At 34.3% G+C, this 17,409-nt stretch carries 14 protein-coding genes and 1 pseudogene; 4 read left to right on the forward strand and 11 right to left on the reverse strand.

All coding sequences use genetic code 11. The features are described from left to right. The first annotated feature begins 92 nt into the window (after positions 1-92). Both H8R22_RS01845 and H8R22_RS01850 read left to right on the forward strand, forming a co-directional pair. A complete protein-coding gene (locus tag H8R22_RS01845) occupies positions 93-500 on the forward strand; it encodes a hypothetical protein (RefSeq protein WP_187009221.1) in 408 nt (135 codons plus the stop codon). A 151-nt stretch (positions 501-651) separates the two neighbouring features. Next, the gene (locus H8R22_RS01850; RefSeq protein WP_187009220.1) at positions 652-2,613 is read left to right on the forward strand and encodes a transglycosylase domain-containing protein; all 1,962 of its coding nucleotides are present in this window, start codon (positions 652-654) and stop codon (positions 2,611-2,613) included. A gap of 82 nt (positions 2,614-2,695) precedes the next feature. Here H8R22_RS01850 and H8R22_RS01855 read toward each other — a convergent pair whose 3' ends face one another. The 3 genes from H8R22_RS01855 to H8R22_RS01865 form a co-directional block, all read right to left on the reverse strand. Next, positions 2,696-3,733, reverse strand: coding sequence for an aldo/keto reductase (locus tag H8R22_RS01855; protein WP_187009219.1), 1,038 nt, complete (start codon positions 3,731-3,733; stop codon positions 2,696-2,698). 115 nt (positions 3,734-3,848) lie between these two features. Beyond that, complete coding sequence (locus H8R22_RS01860; protein ID WP_187009218.1) at positions 3,849-4,790, reverse strand: OmpA/MotB family protein; 942 nt, start codon at positions 4,788-4,790, stop codon at positions 3,849-3,851. 26 nt (positions 4,791-4,816) lie between these two features. Continuing rightward, on the reverse strand, positions 4,817-5,581 hold the full coding sequence (locus tag H8R22_RS01865) for an exodeoxyribonuclease III (protein ID WP_187009217.1): 765 nt from the start codon (positions 5,579-5,581) through the stop codon (positions 4,817-4,819). Positions 5,582-5,717: 136 nt separating this feature from the next. Between H8R22_RS01865 and H8R22_RS01870 the strand changes: the two genes are divergently transcribed. Next, the gene (locus tag H8R22_RS01870; protein WP_187009216.1) at positions 5,718-7,520 is read left to right on the forward strand and encodes a GNAT family N-acyltransferase; all 1,803 of its coding nucleotides are present in this window, start codon (positions 5,718-5,720) and stop codon (positions 7,518-7,520) included. Between the two features lie 58 nt (positions 7,521-7,578). Here H8R22_RS01870 and H8R22_RS01875 read toward each other — a convergent pair whose 3' ends face one another. From H8R22_RS01875 to serS, 8 genes and pseudogenes are all read right to left on the reverse strand, one after another. Beyond that, positions 7,579-7,857: a TM2 domain-containing protein gene (locus H8R22_RS01875; protein ID WP_187009215.1), complete on the reverse strand. Its 279-nt coding sequence runs from the start codon at positions 7,855-7,857 to the stop codon at positions 7,579-7,581. A 457-nt stretch (positions 7,858-8,314) separates the two neighbouring features. After that, positions 8,315-9,208, reverse strand: a pseudogene (locus H8R22_RS01880) (2-hydroxyacid dehydrogenase); the annotation flags it as partial. Positions 9,209-9,933: 725 nt separating this feature from the next. Beyond that, positions 9,934-10,710 (reverse strand): pyrroline-5-carboxylate reductase, encoded by a 777-nt coding sequence (gene proC / locus H8R22_RS01885; RefSeq protein WP_187009214.1) that lies wholly within the window; start codon positions 10,708-10,710, stop codon positions 9,934-9,936. Positions 10,711-10,760: 50 nt separating this feature from the next. Next, positions 10,761-12,113, reverse strand: a complete 1,353-nt coding sequence (mgtE, locus tag H8R22_RS01890) for a magnesium transporter (RefSeq protein ID WP_187009213.1) — start codon at positions 12,111-12,113, stop codon at positions 10,761-10,763. Then, on the reverse strand, positions 12,103-12,882 hold the full coding sequence (gene rsmA / locus H8R22_RS01895) for a 16S rRNA (adenine(1518)-N(6)/adenine(1519)-N(6))-dimethyltransferase RsmA (protein WP_187009212.1): 780 nt from the start codon (positions 12,880-12,882) through the stop codon (positions 12,103-12,105). The genes mgtE and rsmA overlap by 11 nt, the downstream gene beginning before the upstream one ends. Positions 12,883-12,993: 111 nt before the next feature. Beyond that, positions 12,994-13,305, reverse strand: a complete 312-nt coding sequence (locus tag H8R22_RS01900) for a DUF4286 family protein (protein ID WP_187009211.1) — start codon at positions 13,303-13,305, stop codon at positions 12,994-12,996. A 65-nt stretch (positions 13,306-13,370) separates the two neighbouring features. Further along, positions 13,371-15,149, reverse strand: coding sequence for a tetratricopeptide repeat protein (locus tag H8R22_RS01905; RefSeq protein WP_187009210.1), 1,779 nt, complete (start codon positions 15,147-15,149; stop codon positions 13,371-13,373). 132 nt (positions 15,150-15,281) lie between these two features. Beyond that, positions 15,282-16,553: a serine--tRNA ligase gene (serS, locus tag H8R22_RS01910; protein ID WP_187009209.1), complete on the reverse strand. Its 1,272-nt coding sequence runs from the start codon at positions 16,551-16,553 to the stop codon at positions 15,282-15,284. Between the two features lie 212 nt (positions 16,554-16,765). Between serS and H8R22_RS01915 the strand changes: the two genes are divergently transcribed. Next, complete coding sequence (locus tag H8R22_RS01915; RefSeq protein WP_187009208.1) at positions 16,766-17,383, forward strand: outer membrane beta-barrel protein; 618 nt, start codon at positions 16,766-16,768, stop codon at positions 17,381-17,383. Positions 17,384-17,409: the final 26 nt, after the last annotated feature.

Below are 17,409 nucleotides of genomic sequence, written 5' to 3' on the forward strand. Positions count from 1 at the left end.
ATACAAGTAGAAAAAAATGTAAAAAAATTCTGAAATTTACAATAGTAAGAACCCTATGAAACACTTTTAATTTAATTTAAATCTATCAAAAAATGAAAAAGCAAACTGGCATATGGATTGACTCTACTAAAGCAATTATAGTAACCCTTGAAAACGGGAAGGAAGTCATGAACGAAATACTCTCTGATCTTGAAAATAGTGTTTATGACAAAGAAGGTGAAGCAGGAAGCTTTTTTGGGAACCAACATGTGAATTCAGAAAAAACATTTGATGAAAGGAAAAAAAATCACATGAAAACCTATTTGACAGAAATCATAGAATTTGTTCATGAATCAGATGAACTTTATATTTTTGGCCCTGCTGAGGCTAAAACAAAATTAGAGCAAAGAATAAATGACGAAAATTCAACTATCGCTGCTAAACTAAAAGCAGTTGAAACTTCAGACAGCATGACATCCAATCAAATAGTAGCTCAAGTAAAAAAATTCTATAATGCATAACATAGATTTCAATAAAAAACTACAACTAATCTTGTACTTTTTTTATTAGTGATTCATAGAAAGCTAGGGAAACCCTAAACTTTAGTCTTACGTTTTCTATATACTAGAAAAAGTTACTATTTTAGCTCCATCCCAAATTGAATTCCATTTCATGAAAACCTACAAAAAGACCTTACGCATAGCTCTCTCAGTAGTATGCTTAATTATAATTATTTCTACAGCTAGTTATTTTGTTTTCAGAGACTCCATTTTAGAGTCAGCTATATCAAGAACTTCTAGTAAAATCAAAAGCGACTACAACAGCACGTTTTCTGTAAAAAGAGCTTCTTTTGACGGCATATCAGGGATTTATTTAAATGAAATAACACTAGCCCCAAAAAATGCTGATACCCTCTTCAAAATCCAAAGAATAAGAACTTCTCTTAATGTTGGGAGATTATTAGTAGGAGATATTCAATTAGGCACATTAGAGATCGAAAACGGCTACGTCCAACTTACCAAAAAAGGGAGTGTAAAAAACTTTGCTGCCTTTTTAAAAAGAGATAGAAACGAGCCAACCACAAGTAACAAAAAAGATTATGCTGACTTTACATACCGTTTAATATCGAAAGTTCTAAACCTTATTCCTACAGACATGAGAATAGAAAATCTAACTTTCAAATTAGATGATAACGGTAAAAAGGCTACGATTGCTATTCAAAAATTAGTCCTCGCTAATAAAGAGCTTGAAACTGCCATTAATGTGCAAACCAATACTTTTACACAACGATGGAGAATAAACGGATTTGCTGACCCTAGAAACAAAAAAGCTGATATTCAATTTTTTAACATTGATACTAACGCCATTAAAGTCCCCTATTTTGATGAGCGTTATAACTTAATCTCTAGTTTTGATTCTATTCGATTAAATATTGAAAATATAGATAAAAGTAGAGGTCAGTTGCATATCGATGGTTTTGCCTCGATAGCTAACTTAAAATTAAACCATAAAAGATTAGCTAGTAAAGATGTACTTATCAAAAATGCACGCTTTGACTACCGGTTGTTACTTGGTTCCAACTTTATTTCAGTTGATAGTAGTTCGACTATACAATTCAATAAGGTGAAATTTCATCCGTATTTAGCCTACGAAACCGAAAAAGATACTGTTTACAAACTTAAAGTAAAAATCCCGAAAACAAAAGCGCAAGATTTTATCACCTCTCTACCAGATGGACTGTTTTCTAATTTTCAAGGTATGGAGGCCGAAGGAAACTTTGCATACAAAATAGAATTTGAATACAATCAAAACAAACCAGATGCAATTATATTTGACAGTAGCCTACAAAAAGAAAATTTAAAAGTAATAAAGTATGGCGCTGCAAACCTTGTAAAGCTCAACAGCGAATTCATATATCGAGCTATCATAGATAACGTAGCGCAACGTCCCGTTTTAATAGGCAATGCCAATCCTAATTATACTACAATGGATGAAATAGCGCCTTCTTTAAAAAAATGTGTTTTAACCACTGAAGACCCCTCTTTTTTCTCTCATCAAGGTTTCATCAACGAGGCTTTTAAGCAATCGATTGTAAAAAACATTAAAACAAGGAAATTTTCAAGAGGCGCAAGTACTATTAGTATGCAACTCATTAAAAATGTTTTCTTAACGAGAGAAAAAACTTTGTCTAGAAAACTAGAAGAAATTTTATTGGTATACATTCTCGAGAACAACCGCATTACAACTAAGGAGCGAATGCTCGAAGTTTATTTTAACATTATTGAATGGGGCCCAAATATTTACGGTATTGGCGAGGCAAGTCAATATTATTTTCAAAAGCGTCCAATTGACTTGAACCTTAACGAATGCTTGTTTTTAGCACGAATTATACCTAGCCCAAAAAAGTTCATGTACCAGTTTAACGATCAAGGTCTTTTAAGAGATTTTGCTTCCAAACAAGTGTCTTTTCTAACAAACTTGATGATAAAAAGAGGCTTACTACCTATAGAAGATACCATTTACAAATCACAGCCTCTGTACATAACTGGTCCAGCAAAATCATTAATTAAAGTTAGTGCAAGAGATACCACAGCTATAGATTCTCTGGACTTAAATGATGAGTTTAATTTTTAATAAACTACAATACAAATTCTCAACAAAAAAAATGCTCCTTTACAAGATAGTAAAGGAGCATTATATTTAAAACCGAATCAATTTAAGGTGCTGGGTCAGGAATTATTGCTTGTACTTCATTTATAGCTTTTAGAACATCATTAGATAAAGTAACATTAATGGTATCGATATTTTCCTTTAATTGCTCTAAAGAAGTAGCCCCAATGATTGTGCTGGTTAAAAAAGGCTGTTGCTCAATAAAAGCAAGTGACAATTCCGTCAGAGTTAAACCGTTTTTCACTGCAATATCATGGTATAATTTGGTTGCTTCTTGTGACTGCTGGCTACTGTATCGCGAGTATTGTGGAAATAAATTAAGCCGCGCTTTAGGGTGACTTTCACCTGTTAGGAATTTACCAGACAAAACCCCAAATCCCATTGGAGAATACGCCAACAAGCCTACATTCTCTCGGGCACAAATCTCAGAACTTGCATTCTCAAATAATCGATTTAAAAGTGAGTATGGATTTTGAATGGTTTTTACTCTAGGCAAATTATGGTATTTGTTCTCCTCTAAAAAACGCATAATTCCCCATGCATTTTCATTAGATAGACCAATATGCTTGATCTTCCCTTCTTTAATAAAACCATCTAAAGTGGTTAATACTTCGTGAATGTTATCTTCCCACTCATCATCTTGCAAAGTAAAGGTACGCTGACCAAAAGTATTGGTTTTTCGCTCCGGCCAATGCAGCTGATACAAATCCAGATAATCCGTTTGCAAACGTTTTAAGCTGTTATCTAGCGCATACTGAATACTTTTAGGCGAGAAATCAATAGTATCCCTCATGTATGAGAAGTTGGGATTAGGACCAGCAATTTTTGAAGCTATAACAACTTGCTCTCGTTTACCCGACTTCTTCAACCAAGTACCTATAATTTTCTCTGTACTACCGTAGGTTTTTTCGTTGGCAGGTATCGAATACATCTCGGCAGTATCAAAAAAATTGACACCTCTTTCAAAAGCGTAATCCATTTGAGCGTGTCCTTCAGCCTCGGTATTTTGTTGCCCATAAGTCATGGTACCCAGACAAATTTTACTGACTTTTATATCTGTATTAGGTAATGTAGTATATTTCATTAGTGTAATTTCAAATGATTAAAAACCCAAATTTACAAAGGTTCAGCAGAACTATTAAATAAAAAAAGGTTCAAAGTAGTACTTTGAACCTTTTTAACTTTTATTTAAAGAATGTCTAGTCGATATCGTTTAACATTTCGGCAATTTCATCTAATCTTGGAGTCAAGATAATTTCGATTCTGCGGTTCTTCGCTTTGCCCTCAGCTGTTTCGTTTCCAGCTAATGGAGAAAACTGACCACGACCTGCAGCAGTTAAATTCTTTTTATTAATAGCTTTGTTTTCGCTTAAAATGCTAACAATTGCAGTAGCTCTTTTTGTAGATAAATCCCAGTTATCCGCTATTGGTCCTGATCCTGCATAAGGGTCATTATCGGTATGACCTTCAATTAAAACGGCAATATCTGGATTTTCGCCTAATACTTTACCTAATTCTACTACGGCTTTTTTACCCTCAGGTCCTACCGACCAACTACCAGAGTTGAAAAGCAACTTGTTTTCCATCGAAACATATACTTTACCATTTTTTTGTTCTACAGTAAGTCCTTTACCTTCAAAGCCGTTTAATGCGTTGGATAAAGTTTCTTTTAACTTTCTCATGGTAGCTTCCTTGGCAGCAATCAAATTTTCTAATTCTTGTAATCGTTGTGCACTTTTACTCAAACGTTCCTGCTCAATGGCTAACGCTTTTGCTTTTGCGTCTAACTGAGAAAGTAAATCACGGTTTTTATTCATATTAGCCTGCAACGCTTCGCCACTATTTTTTTCTAAAGCAGCATAAGAATCTTGCAATACATTCATTTTATCTCGTAATGCAGCGTTCTCAGCAAGTACTTTTTCACGTTCTGACTTTACTTTAGCTAATTCACTCTTAAGCGCATCTCTATCTAGCTCTAATTGATTTTTAGCTTTTTGTAAGTTAGTGTTTTCGTCAGCGACGCTTCGTGTTTCTTTTTTTAGATCAGCATACTTGCTTTCTAAATCATTGTATATTTTTTTTGAAACACACGATGTACTAAGTGCCATTACAAGCAATCCTAGGGAAATTTTCTTTATCATTTTATTATTTTAAATATGAATTCGTACTACTCTACTTCTACAAGAACGGGACAATGATCTGAATGTTTTGCTTCGGGCAAAATAAGGGCTCTTTTTATCTTATTCTTTAAGGGTTCACTTACCAAACAGTAATCGATACGCCATCCTTTATTATTAATTCTTGCCGATGGAAAACGCATCGTCCACCACGTATAATTGTCAGGTTCTTTATTTAGAAAACGAAAGCTATCGATAAAACCATTATTTAAAAAAGTATCTAACCATGCTCGTTCCTCCGGTAAAAAACCAGATGTTTTTTTATTCCTAACGGGATCATGAATATCTATGGCTTCATGGCAAATATTGTAATCACCACAAATTACTAAATTTGGAGTCTCTTTTTTCAAATCAGTAATGTAATTTTGAAAATCATCCATATACATGAACTTGTGTCCTAATCGCTCTGCGTTCGTTCCTGACGGAAGGTACAGACTCATAACAGATAGATCATCAAAATCGACTCTTAGATTACGTCCTTCAAAATCCATATGCTCGATACCGGTTCCATAAACAACATTATTTGGTTTAATCTTAGACAATATTGCGGTTCCACTATATCCTTTTTTTGTGGCAGGAAACCAATAATGATACGGATATCCGGCCAACTCGAAATCCAATAACGGAATCTGCTCCGGTGTAGCCTTAATTTCCTGAAGGCAAATGACATCAGGATTTGCTTGTTGCAGCCAAGAAATAAATCCTTTGGAAATCGCTGCTCGAATTCCGTTAACGTTATAAGAGATAATCCGCATTTTAATATAATTTTTAATCCCAAAAGTAATAAAAATTAAAAAGTTATTGGCATAAAAGCATTAAAATCCAAGCCTACAATAGCCAAAGCATAGAGATTTTTTCTATCTTTGTTTTTCGCTCAAAAAATAAGAATAAATGGGTTTAGTTACCGCCAAAGAAGTTGCCAAAGCAATAAATGCTGAGAAATATGGGGTTTTCGGAACCTTTTCGGGTTGGTTATTAATGAAAGTTCTGAAGATATCTACGCTCAATAAATTTTACGATAGAAACAAACATCTTAAAGACATCGATTTTCTTAATGCTATCGTAGATGATCTACAAATAAAATTTGAAATCCCAGAAGAAGATTTAAAAAGATTGCCAAAAGAAGGCGCATATATCACCATCTCTAACCATCCTCTTGGGGGCATTGACGGTGTTTTGTTATTGAAATTAATGCTTGAAAGAGAGCCTAATTTTAAAATCATTGCTAATTTTCTTTTACATAGAATCGCGCCTTTAAAAAAATACATTATGCCGGTCAATCCTTTTGAAAACCACAAGGATGCCAAATCTAGCGTGGTGGGAATTAAGGAAACTTTACGCCATTTGAGCGATGGAAAACCATTAGGGATGTTTCCTGCTGGAGAAGTTTCTAGTTACAAAGACGGAAAACTTATGGTGGATAAACCATGGGAAGAAGGCGCTATCAAAGTAATTAGAAAAGCACAAGTTCCTGTTGTCCCTATTTATTTTCACGCGAAAAATAGTCGCTTATTTTATTTATTATCTAAAATTAATGGCACTTTGCGCACTGCAAAATTACCTTCAGAGGTATTTAGCCAAAAAAATCGAGTGATTAAGGTGCGTATTGGAAAACCCATCTCTGTAGCCGAACAAAATGAGCATGTTTCCCTTGAAAGCTATTCTGAATTTTTGAGGAAAAAAACTTATATGCTGGCAAATCCTTTCGAAAAAGAGAGTAAATTATTAACAACACCGAGTTTAAAACTCCCAAAAAGCCCTAAAGAAATTGCGACCCCGGCTAATGTTGATAAAATGACAGCCGAAGTAAATGCCTTGCGAGATACCGACTGTAGACTACTACAAAGTAAAAACTACGAGGTGTTTTTTGCAGCAGCAAATAAAATCCCTAATGTGTTACATGAAATCGGTCGATTACGTGAAATTACGTTTAGAGAGGTAGGTGAAGGAACCAATGAATCCATAGATCTAGACAAATTTGACCAATATTATCATCATTTATTCCTTTGGGATGAAGATGCGAAAAGAATTGCAGGCGCTTACCGCATGGGATTAGGCTCAGAGATTTATCCAAAATATGGTATCGACGGGTTTTACCTCAACGAACTGTTCCGTTTTGAACCTGAGCTTCATGATATGATGCACAACTCGATCGAGATGGGACGCGCTTTTATCATTAAGGAATACCAACAAAAGCCCATGCCTTTGTTTCTATTATGGAAAGGAATTATACATACCACATTGCGTTTCCCAGAGCACAAATTTCTACTTGGAGGTGTAAGCATAAGCAATCAATTTTCTGATTTCTCAAAATCATTAATGATTGAGTTCATGAAATCAAATTATTACGATCCTTACATTGCGCAATACATTCATCCCAAAAAAGAATATAAAGTAAAACTAAAGGACGCCGACAAAGATTTTATTTTTAATGAAACCGAAGCTGATTTAAATAAGTTTGATAAAATAATAGACGAACTAGAGCCTGGAGTACTGCGCTTGCCCGTATTAATTAAAAAATACATCAAACAAAATGCTAGAGTAGTAGCTTTTAATGTAGACCCTTTGTTTAATAATGCAGTAGACGGCTTAATGTACATTAGAATTGCCGATATCCCTGAAAGCACAATGAAACCCGTTATGGAGGAGTTTCAAGCGGAGTTAGAACGAAAGTTGTCTGAAAAAGAAGATTAATTAATAATCACTAATTAAAATGAAAAAGTCTCGAATAAATCGAGACTTTTTTTATGTTTTAAAACCAAGCTTTTTTATTGACTTGATAAGTTTGATAAAATTCTTCATCCGATTTAGTCAAATATATAATTCCTTCTATCAACCCTAATAATGAGGTTACAATACCACAAGTAAGAACACTAATAACTAGCCAAATAATTCCTTCTTTAGTATAGCCCAAATAGAATTTATGAATTCCAAAAGCTGCTAAAAGTATCGCTAATATACCCGCAGCTAATTTTTTGTTATCTACTGGTGGCTGAGAATTATTCCAATGTTCCGTCTTAATGTTGTCCATTTTTAAGTTAGTTTATTTGATTAAAAAACGATAAATATAGGAATTTTATTTACAAAATAACATCGCCTGGTTCCCAAAGCTCAATTTTGTTCCCTTCAAGATCTAAAATCCAACCAAATTTTCCGTAATCATACGATTCCACTTCACCAACAACTGCAACACCTTCTTCCTTTAAGGTAATCAACAAATTTTCTAAATTTTCGACTCTAAAATTCTGCATAAACTCTTTTTCGCTTGGAGCAAAATACGAAGTATCTTGTACAAAAGGCGACCATTGTGTCGAGCAATCAGCACCTTTTTCATCTGTCCAGCGAAAAGTAGAGCCATAAGCATCTGTTATTAAACCAAGATGTTTACCGTACCAATTCACTAATTCTTTTGGATTTTTAGACTTAAAGAAAAAACCTCCTATTCCCGTAACTCGCTTATCAACTGTGTTGTGCTTAGAGTTACCAAAATATTTAATTTTAATTTTATCTACAATTACTTGAGCTAATCTTTCGTGACTTTCAAAAGTCCAACCAGCTACGTGTGGGCTTAAAATGACATTACTAGCATCTAGTAAGTACTGAAAAGCTTTAGGCGTACTTTGCTCTTGAAAAAGTGTTTCAAACGACAGTTTTTCGTATTCCAGAACATCTAACCCTGCTCCTAGTATCTTGCCTGTTTTCATGGCAGCAACGAGATCAGCAGTAACAATATTTTTCCCTCTTGAAGTATTAAGGATCCAAAAAGATTTTGCGAATGCATTAATGAAATTTGCATCCACCATTTTATTTGTTTCCGGTGTCCATGGCAAATGTAAACTTAACACATCTGCCCTCTGCTGAAGTTCCATTAAGGAAACTTGTTTAGCATTAGCATCTCCTAGATTTTCTAAAATATCGTAGCATAATACTTGCGTATCAAAACCTCTCAGTTTTTTCGCAAATGCTTTTCCCATATTACCGTAGCCTATAATTCCAACGGTTTTCCCATCTAATTCATGACCTCGATTACTTTCACGGTTCCACTGTCCTGATCGTATTTCTCTATCTGCAGTGTTTAGGTTATTAAAAAGAGAAAGTAGCATTCCTAAACTATGCTCGGCTACTGCGTTCTTATTCCCTTCAGGAGCCGCTATGAGACTGATGTTTTTAGCATTTGCATAATCACAATCGATACTTTCAAGACCCGCTCCTACTCGCGCTATAAATTGCAACTTAGAAGCTTTGTCTAAAAATTGTTTATCAATCTTAAATCGACTGCGAATCACGATACCTTGATAATCATGAATTTTAGTCTCAATCTCCTCTTTAGTTGAAGTGTAGTCAACTTCATTTGTAAATCCAAGCTCCTTTAGTTGCTCCATTAATACAGGATTATTACTGTCGATATGAAGAATTTTTATTGTTTCTGGTTTCAAAGTATTAGTTTTTGAGTGGATTATTTATCAAAGTTACAAATCTTCAAGCTAGTAAGAAAAACGTTAGCCAGATTCCTTTCTTAATGTAGTTAAAGAATACTATTTTAAAGTATGCCCCGATTGATTATTCAAATAAATAAGCAAATGATTTACATTAATCTTAGCATCAAAAAATAGTTAAAAATTCGATAAAAAATGTAAAGCTACAGAACACAATAAAGCATAAAAAAACCCATTTTGAAAACAAAAGTTTCTAAAAATGGGTCATTCTACAAATTAATAAGTGGTGTATTTTTGCATCATACTATTTGTTTTATTTAGCAATTTATTGCTGTTATATTTATAGTCTTGAAATGCTTTGACCGCCAAATAAAAAATTTGAAATTGAATCGTAAATACTGTCAAATAACTTTTTCATGATAATAGTTTTTAATTGTTTGTAATTTAATTAAAACATTAACTATTAAGATATAAGGTAAACTTGAAGGCACCACTAATGTACGACTAATTTCTAAATTTTAAAAACGATTTAACACTTTCTATGAATACATGATTTCATCGACAAAAAACCATTTTTAACATATTTAATACAACTTAACCTATTTACCTTCAATACATAAAAGAGAAATTGCGTGGTTAAAAACTACAAATTAAAATAACAACGTATTGCATTATCCTTTAATCTGATGTAAAGACGTTTTTATACCTCTAATCAATGAAGAACTAAATCCATGCATTTCCATCTCGTTCAATCCTGCAATAGTACACCCTTTTGGTGTTGTAACACGATCTATCAACTGTTCAGGATGCACTTGTTCTTCCATTATCATAGCGGCAGCACCTTTTACCGTTTGTGCAGAGATAGCTAATGCTGTTTGCCAATCAAACCCAATCTCGATACCTGCCTGCATAGAAGCACGAATATAACGTAATGCAAATGCGGTGCCGCTTGCAGCAAGTACAGTAGCAGCGTCCATTAATTTTTCATCAATAATTGGTGCTGTCCCTAAATCCTGAAACAAGGTCACCAGTTTTTGACCTTGCTCTGCATGATTTTCTTGAAAAGAAATGCATGTAGCCGACTCTCCGAACTGTGCAGCAATATTAGGCATGATACGTATTGCCTGATTGGCTGCGCCTATCTTATTTTGCAGCGATTCTATAGATAAACCACTAACAGCCGAGGCGATTGTTTTGTTTGTAATACTTGGTAAAATTTCAGCTAATACCAAATCTACCTGATACGGCTTAATTGTCAAAATAATAATATCTGCATCTTTTATTCCCTGAGTATTATCTGTAGAAAGTGTAACTCCCAAAGTTTCTAGATGCTGAATCTTATTTATATTACGCCTTGTAACAGTAATTTTATGGTCCCTTGAAAATTTTGCAATTCCCATAGCTACAGAAGCACCTAAATTACCGCCCCCTATAATGTGAATATTCATTTTTGTAGTTGTTTTAGTTGGTTGTAATAGTTCAATAGTCTCTAATCATTTTAAAAACCTAGTATCATCTTTGCGATAGAAAAATAAATTAAAATACCGCAAATATCATTGCTTGTTGTAATAAATGGTCCAGTAGCCAATGCAGGATCTATACCAAATTTATCAAGTAATAAAGGAACAAATGTTCCTATTAGAGAAGCAATGATAATTACTGATACAAGAGCTGAGCAAATTACAATTCCAATAATAGGTGGTTCATCTAATAAAAAATAACTACCTAGAAATAAGATAACAGATAAAATCGCTCCGTTTAGTAAGCTTAAGGATATTTCCTTTATTAAGCGATTGAACAATGAACCACTTAAGGTATTATTAGCTAAACCTTGTACAATAATTGCTGACGATTGCACCCCAACATTTCCTGCCATTGCAGCAATTAGCGGTGTGAAAAAGAACAAATTTCCGTGCTCGAGCATAGCACCTTCAAATAAGCCAAGAACTCTAACGGTGATAAAACCACCTAAAAGAGCTAAAACTAGCCATGGTAAACGCGCTTTAGTTAATTCTAGAATACTATCATCTGCTTCAACGTCTTGTGAGATACCTGCCGCTAATTGGTAATCCTTATCGGCTTCATCTCTAATCACGTCAATAATGTCATCAATGGTGATACGTCCCACTAACCTACCCATAGCATCTACAACTGGAATGGCTTCTAGATCGTATTTTTGCATGATACGAGCTACCTCAACATCCTCGGCATCTACGTTAACAAATGTCACTTTTTTAATATAGATATCAGCTATTTGTGTTTTTGTAGAAGTAGTAAGCAAGTCCTTAAGAGACAATCGTCCCTTGAGCCTATTTTCGTCATCGACAACATAAATTGAATGTACTCGAGATACATTTTCGGCTTGAGCGCGCATTTCCTTTACACAAGTAAGTACGCTCCAGTTTTCATTAACCTTTACTAACTCCTTACCCATTAATCCCCCAGCAGAATCCTCATCATAGCGCAATAAGTCAATAATGTCCTTTGCGTGCTCTAAATCATCTAACTCGGAGATTACCTCCTCTTTTTTAGATTGCGAAAGTTCTGCGATAATATCCGCAGCATCATCCGTATTCAATTCATCTAACTCCTCTGCAATCTCTTTTGCAGATAATCTTTTAAGGATGTTTTCCCTTAGGTCATCTTCTAGCTCAAGAAGTATTTCAGAAGTTTTCTCTGAATCCAACACCTTAAAGATGTACGTTGCTTCGTCAAAATCAAGTTCATCCAGAATCTCTGCTATATCAGCATGGTGCATGTCATGAAGCAGGCGTTCTAAATCCCTGTCATTTTTGTTGACAATGTGCTGTTCTAATTCGAGTATTAAGTCTTTACTGATTTTAAATTCCATCGGCTTCTATCTTTTGTGTCAGTGCAATAAATTCGGCTACATTTAGCTGTTCTGGTCTAAGATTAAAAACAAGATCTTCTCGTAAAGCATCCGAAAGATTTAAGGTTTTTAAACTATTACGCAACGTTTTTCTGCGTTGCTGAAAGGCGGTTTTTACTACTGTATAAAATAATTTTTCACTGCAAGGCAAACTAAAATCTTCTTTCCTACGCATGCGCATCACCCCTGATTTTACTTTAGGAGGTGGAATAAACACATTTTCATCTACAGTAAATAAATACTCAACATCGTAAAAGGCTTGTGCTAATACAGAGAGAATTCCGTATGCCTTACTCCCTTTTTTCTCACAAATACGTTCCGCGACTTCCTTTTGAAACATTCCTGCAAACTCCGGAATCTGATGTTTGAGCTCTAACGTTTTAAAGACAATTTGAGTTGATATATTGTATGGGAAATTTCCAATAATAGCAAACTGTTTTCCTTGGAACACTTCATTGATATCGTAGCGTAAGAAATCTTTAGAGATAATTTTATCCTTTAACTTGGGATAATTAGCATCTAGGTAATCTACTGATTCCGTATCTATTTCAATAACATAAGTGGTAATGGGTTTGTCTAACAAATATTTTGTTAGCACTCCCATTCCTGGACCTATCTCTAAAACATCGGCATAACCTTCTAGATTGATGGTATCTGCAATTGCTTTCGCAATGCTTTCGTCCTTCAAAAAATGTTGCCCTAAATGTTTTTTAGCTTTTACTTTTTCCATTTTCTTTTTTTAAACACAAGAGCGCATTGGCACTATTGTAATTATCATTCTATCACCTACTTTAGCTTACAAATAAAAATAGGTCTTGAGCATTTATACCAATAGTTGCTTTTAATGATCAGAAATCACTTGTAACTCCGTTCTAAATGCCAATACTTTTTCTCCAAAAAGTTTTTCAATCTCAGAACGAAAGCCTGGTGCATCTTCTTGGTAATATCTTTCCAGCGTTTCTTTACTGTCAGTAGTATATTGAGCGGAATAGGTTACTCCACCCATTTCCTCTTCGATTAAAACACGAACTAATCTAGCAGAAACGAATTTTCCCGTTGCTAATATTTCTGGAATATGTTTATGCTGCATCCAAATCATCCATTGATCGTGAATACTTTCATGCACATTGCTGGTAACGTTATATATAATCATCTTAATTATTTTTCTTTGTCTATTTATTTTTCTTTGTATTCTACACTAGAAACAACCAACTCCTGTTAAATATTAGTGTCGCCTCTAGCTTGCCTATACTTTTTCCTCGCTTCAATAAAATAGATACTATCTTCGTGATTGAAAATAATTTTCTCGTACAGTAGTTTCGCCTTTTCCGGTTCTTGTAATTTATTGTTGTAAATCTCTGCAGAAAAGAATAAGGCTTCGTCACTGTAAATACCATCATTATGATTAGCTATAATGTTTTGATATTGGCTTAAAGCCAAATTATATTCGCCTATTTTTTCATAAACGATTCCCAATCTAAGCAACGTAACACTTTCTATCTCTTGTCCTTTAAATTTTTGTAAAATCGACTGAAATAGCGCTATTGCTTCTGTATTTCTATTTTGATACAATAGATAATCACCTTTGGCAAAGATAGCTAAAGCTGTTTGAGTAGAATCAGCTACCGTGTTATCATTGATCAGTAAAAAATATTCTAAAGCATCATTAGCTATCAATTGGGTATTGGCCGACTTAAGCTCTTTGAACTGTTTTAACGCCCAATCAAAATCGGCTTTAAAATAACTCGTCTTAGCCGCTTTTAAAGTTGCTTCATGGGCAACAGCATCATTTTTCAAATCCATTTCGATTTGAGAATAGTAGATCAATGCTTGATTAAATTTTTCCTCAAAAAGTAAAACATCAGCCAATTCCATTTTTACTTGAGCTTGCTCGTAACTATTTAAATTAAGTTCTAATGCCTTTTTTAATACGGACTTTGCTTCTTCTGGTTTATTTAAATTAAATGCAACAAAATGAGCCTGAATAAGCTGCAAAGATAAGGTAAAAGGTGTTACTTCATATTCGTTTAACAACGCATTGATAGCTGATGCAACTGCTGGATACTCCTTTTGCGAAGCCTTTTCAATTTGGATTTTTAATAAGTAAGAATGTGCTTGAACCAATAACCGTAAATCTTTACTGTTTTCTAAAACAAATCCTAAAACCATAGTAGCAGTTTCTTGATCGCCTTCTTGAATAGCAAGTTGTGCTAAATTAATTATATTAGATAGTGATTCTGGAACTCGTTTGTAAATGGCTTTTTCCTGAATAAATGCTTTACCAAGTTCTTTTTCCTGAACATAAAACCAACTCAAATAATGGTTCCAGAATAGGTCTTGTGATTTTTGAACTCGAACAATTAATGCTTTTCGCAATGCATCGCTAAAACTTGCGTCACTACCATCAGCCATAAACCTTGTAAACTGATTTTGAATTACAATAGAGTTTTCTGGATTTGCTTCGGCTTCGGCTAGAAATGCTTCAATCATCATATCCGTTTTACCTAATTGACCATACAGTAAACCTTTTTGATAATTAAAACTATAATCCGAAAGCTTACCCGTAGCAAGATCATAGCATTGCAAAGCATACTCTAACAATACTTTTTTTTCAAAAGCATTAGAAATAGCAAAAACTTCGTTGGGTGTTTTTTGGATTTTATCAAGAGCTTGTTCGTAGTACTGGTTGGCCTTCAAATCCTTTTTTTGCAATTGGTAATTGTAGCCTAACTCAACCATCAAATTACCTTGATGGTATTTATCGATCCGTGCCTGCAAGGCTTTTTCTGCGAGATCATACTGTTGTAATTGTTGATAACAATCTACAACTCTTAGAAAATATTGTGTGTTTTGAGGAACATTAAGAAGTAGCTCTTCATAACTTAATTTCGCTTTTTCAAAGTCTCCTTTTTCATAAAAGTATTGCGCCAATTGTTCGTTTTGCGCAAACGAAAATAACGAGAATAACATTGTAAAATAAAGAAAGAGCTTTTTCATAACTACTTGAGGGTTTAGAATTAAATTTGAAAAATTTCTTATTTCTTAAACCTAATAAAAAATTAAGAAACAACTCTGATGTCGTTTCTTAATCTCTCATTATAGAAATCACTGTATTGACCAATAACTGATCTAATTTATTATATCAAATCCGCAATACGGACGAAGCACTTCTGGAATTACTATTCCTTCTGGCGTTTGGTAATTTTCAAGAATACCAGCTAACACTCTTGGCAAAGCTAGTGAGCTACCATTAAGCGTATGTGCTAATTGATTTTTACCGTCTTTATCTTTAAAACGCAACTTCAAACGATTAGCTTGAAACGTCTCAAAGTTGGATACCGAAGAAATTTCCAACCATCTATCTTGTGCTGTAGAGAAAACCTCAAAATCATAGGTTAATGCAGAAGCGAAACCCATATCGCCACCACAAAGACGTAAAATTCGGTAAGGCAATTTAAGCTCATCTAGGATATGTTTAACATGCTCTACCATTCCGTCTAGTGCTTCATAGGACTTATCCGGATGCTCCACTCGAACGATTTCGACTTTATCGAATTGGTGTAAACGATTTAACCCACGTACGTGTGCGCCATATGAACCCGCCTCACGACGAAAACATGGTGTATATGCCGTAGTTAAAACCGGTAATTCATTTTCGCTTAGAATAACATCTCTAAACAAATTAGTAACAGGCACCTCTGCAGTTGGAATCAAATACAAATCATCCGTTGCATCATGATACATCTGACCTTCTTTGTCAGGTAACTGCCCTGTACCGTAAGCTGACGCTTCATTTACAAGATGCGGTACTTGAACTTCATTGTAGCCAGCACTTACATTTTTATCTAGAAAATAATTGATTAAAGCACGTTGCAATCGAGCTCCTTTGCCCTTATAGACGGGAAAGCCAGCACCTGCAATTTTGTTTCCTAACTCAAAATCGATTATATCATATTTTTTTACTAATTCCCAATGCGGCTCGGCTCCTTCATGTAGCACTGGAACTTCACCTGCTTCGAATATATTTAAGTTTTCTTCTGGAGTTTTACCCACAGGAACAATAGCTGCAGGAAGATTAGGCAAGCTATAAAGCTTCTCCGTAAGCTCAGCTACAAAAGCATCTGCTTGCTCGGCTAACTTTTTACTTTTTTCCTTATTAATTACTGTTTTTTCTTTTAGAATAGCTGCCTTTGCTTTCTCTCCAGCTTTCATTAAAGCACCAATGTCTTTGGACAATTTATTAGATTCGGCTAGAATGTTGTCTAATTCAACTTGAGTAGCACGACGTTTTTCGTCTAGTTCAACTACCTCCTCTACCACAGTCTTGGCATCCATATTCTTTTTAGCCAAAGCTTGGATTACCTTTTCCTGATTCTCTCTAATAAATGCAATTTGTAACATAGCGTAATTTTTATAACTATTATATTCCTTATAACGGAAGCAAATTTAAGTAATTGTTTGCTACTAATAAGACAAAGTACACACGAAAAGTTAGAATGCAACGTTGATTAAAACAAAAAGTAAATTAACTATTGCTTTTTACATCAATTCCTTGTTTTTTCATTAAAAAAAGTAAATTTGCCGATCATCCATTATATACTTAGTCATAAATCATGAAAAGCATTCAACTCCTACTCGCATTTCTCTTTTTTGTTACTGCAAACGCTCAAGAATACAGAGGAGATTACCAAGAGTGGTCTGTAGAGATTAACGCGGGTTTGAACAAACCGTATAATACAATGACAGAGGGCTATTTAACTTCAAACCCCAGTTTTTACCATATAGATTTAGGTACTAGATATACTTTTAATCCATACATCGGTATTAAGGCTGACATCGGTTTTGATAAATTCCAAAACAGCAACGACTCACAAGTGTTTGAAAGCAATTATAAAAGAATTAGTGTTCAAGCCGTTACTGATGTAGGCTATGCCCTTGGTTTGTATAATAGACCAGATCCAGTGGGCATCCTAATTCATGCAGGAGCGGGGTTTTCTCAATTTGATAATGATGTAAATGAGATAAAAGACAAGATGATTAACGTAATTTACGGTATTACTGGAACGTTAAAACTTTCTAGAAAAGTATATTTAAGTGCTGATATTTCAAGTTTATTGCATGGTAAACAAACCTTGAGTTTTGATGGGAGAACTGAACTGAGTCCAAAATCAGGTTTGAAAAGTAATTTGCTAAATTCCTCAGTTGGCATTATCTACTTTTTAAGGCGCTAAGCATTAAATTAGGTACTCACTAATGC

The organism is Flavobacterium kayseriense (assembly GCF_014305095.1).
Lineage (GTDB): Bacteria > Bacteroidota > Bacteroidia > Flavobacteriales > Flavobacteriaceae > Flavobacterium > Flavobacterium kayseriense.

Excerpts from the sequence above, each read along its gene's own strand:
- H8R22_RS01845 (WP_187009221.1), top strand. The coding sequence starts at position 93 with ATGAAAAAGCAAACTGGCATATGGATTGACTCTACTAAAGCAATTATA.
- H8R22_RS01850 (WP_187009220.1), top strand. The coding sequence starts at position 652 with ATGAAAACCTACAAAAAGACCTTACGCATAGCTCTCTCAGTAGTATGC.
- H8R22_RS01855 (WP_187009219.1), bottom strand. The coding sequence starts at position 3,733 with ATGAAATATACTACATTACCTAATACAGATATAAAAGTCAGTAAAATT.
- H8R22_RS01860 (WP_187009218.1), bottom strand. The coding sequence starts at position 4,790 with ATGATAAAGAAAATTTCCCTAGGATTGCTTGTAATGGCACTTAGTACA.
- H8R22_RS01865 (WP_187009217.1), bottom strand. The coding sequence starts at position 5,581 with ATGCGGATTATCTCTTATAACGTTAACGGAATTCGAGCAGCGATTTCC.
- H8R22_RS01870 (WP_187009216.1), top strand. The coding sequence starts at position 5,718 with ATGGGTTTAGTTACCGCCAAAGAAGTTGCCAAAGCAATAAATGCTGAG.
- H8R22_RS01875 (WP_187009215.1), bottom strand. The coding sequence starts at position 7,857 with ATGGACAACATTAAGACGGAACATTGGAATAATTCTCAGCCACCAGTA.
- proC (WP_187009214.1), bottom strand. The coding sequence starts at position 10,710 with ATGAATATTCACATTATAGGGGGCGGTAATTTAGGTGCTTCTGTAGCT.
- mgtE (WP_187009213.1), bottom strand. The coding sequence starts at position 12,113 with ATGGAATTTAAAATCAGTAAAGACTTAATACTCGAATTAGAACAGCAC.
- rsmA (WP_187009212.1), bottom strand. The coding sequence starts at position 12,882 with ATGGAAAAAGTAAAAGCTAAAAAACATTTAGGGCAACATTTTTTGAAG.
- H8R22_RS01900 (WP_187009211.1), bottom strand. The coding sequence starts at position 13,305 with ATGATTATATATAACGTTACCAGCAATGTGCATGAAAGTATTCACGAT.
- H8R22_RS01905 (WP_187009210.1), bottom strand. The coding sequence starts at position 15,149 with ATGAAAAAGCTCTTTCTTTATTTTACAATGTTATTCTCGTTATTTTCG.
- serS (WP_187009209.1), bottom strand. The coding sequence starts at position 16,553 with ATGTTACAAATTGCATTTATTAGAGAGAATCAGGAAAAGGTAATCCAA.
- H8R22_RS01915 (WP_187009208.1), top strand. The coding sequence starts at position 16,766 with ATGAAAAGCATTCAACTCCTACTCGCATTTCTCTTTTTTGTTACTGCA.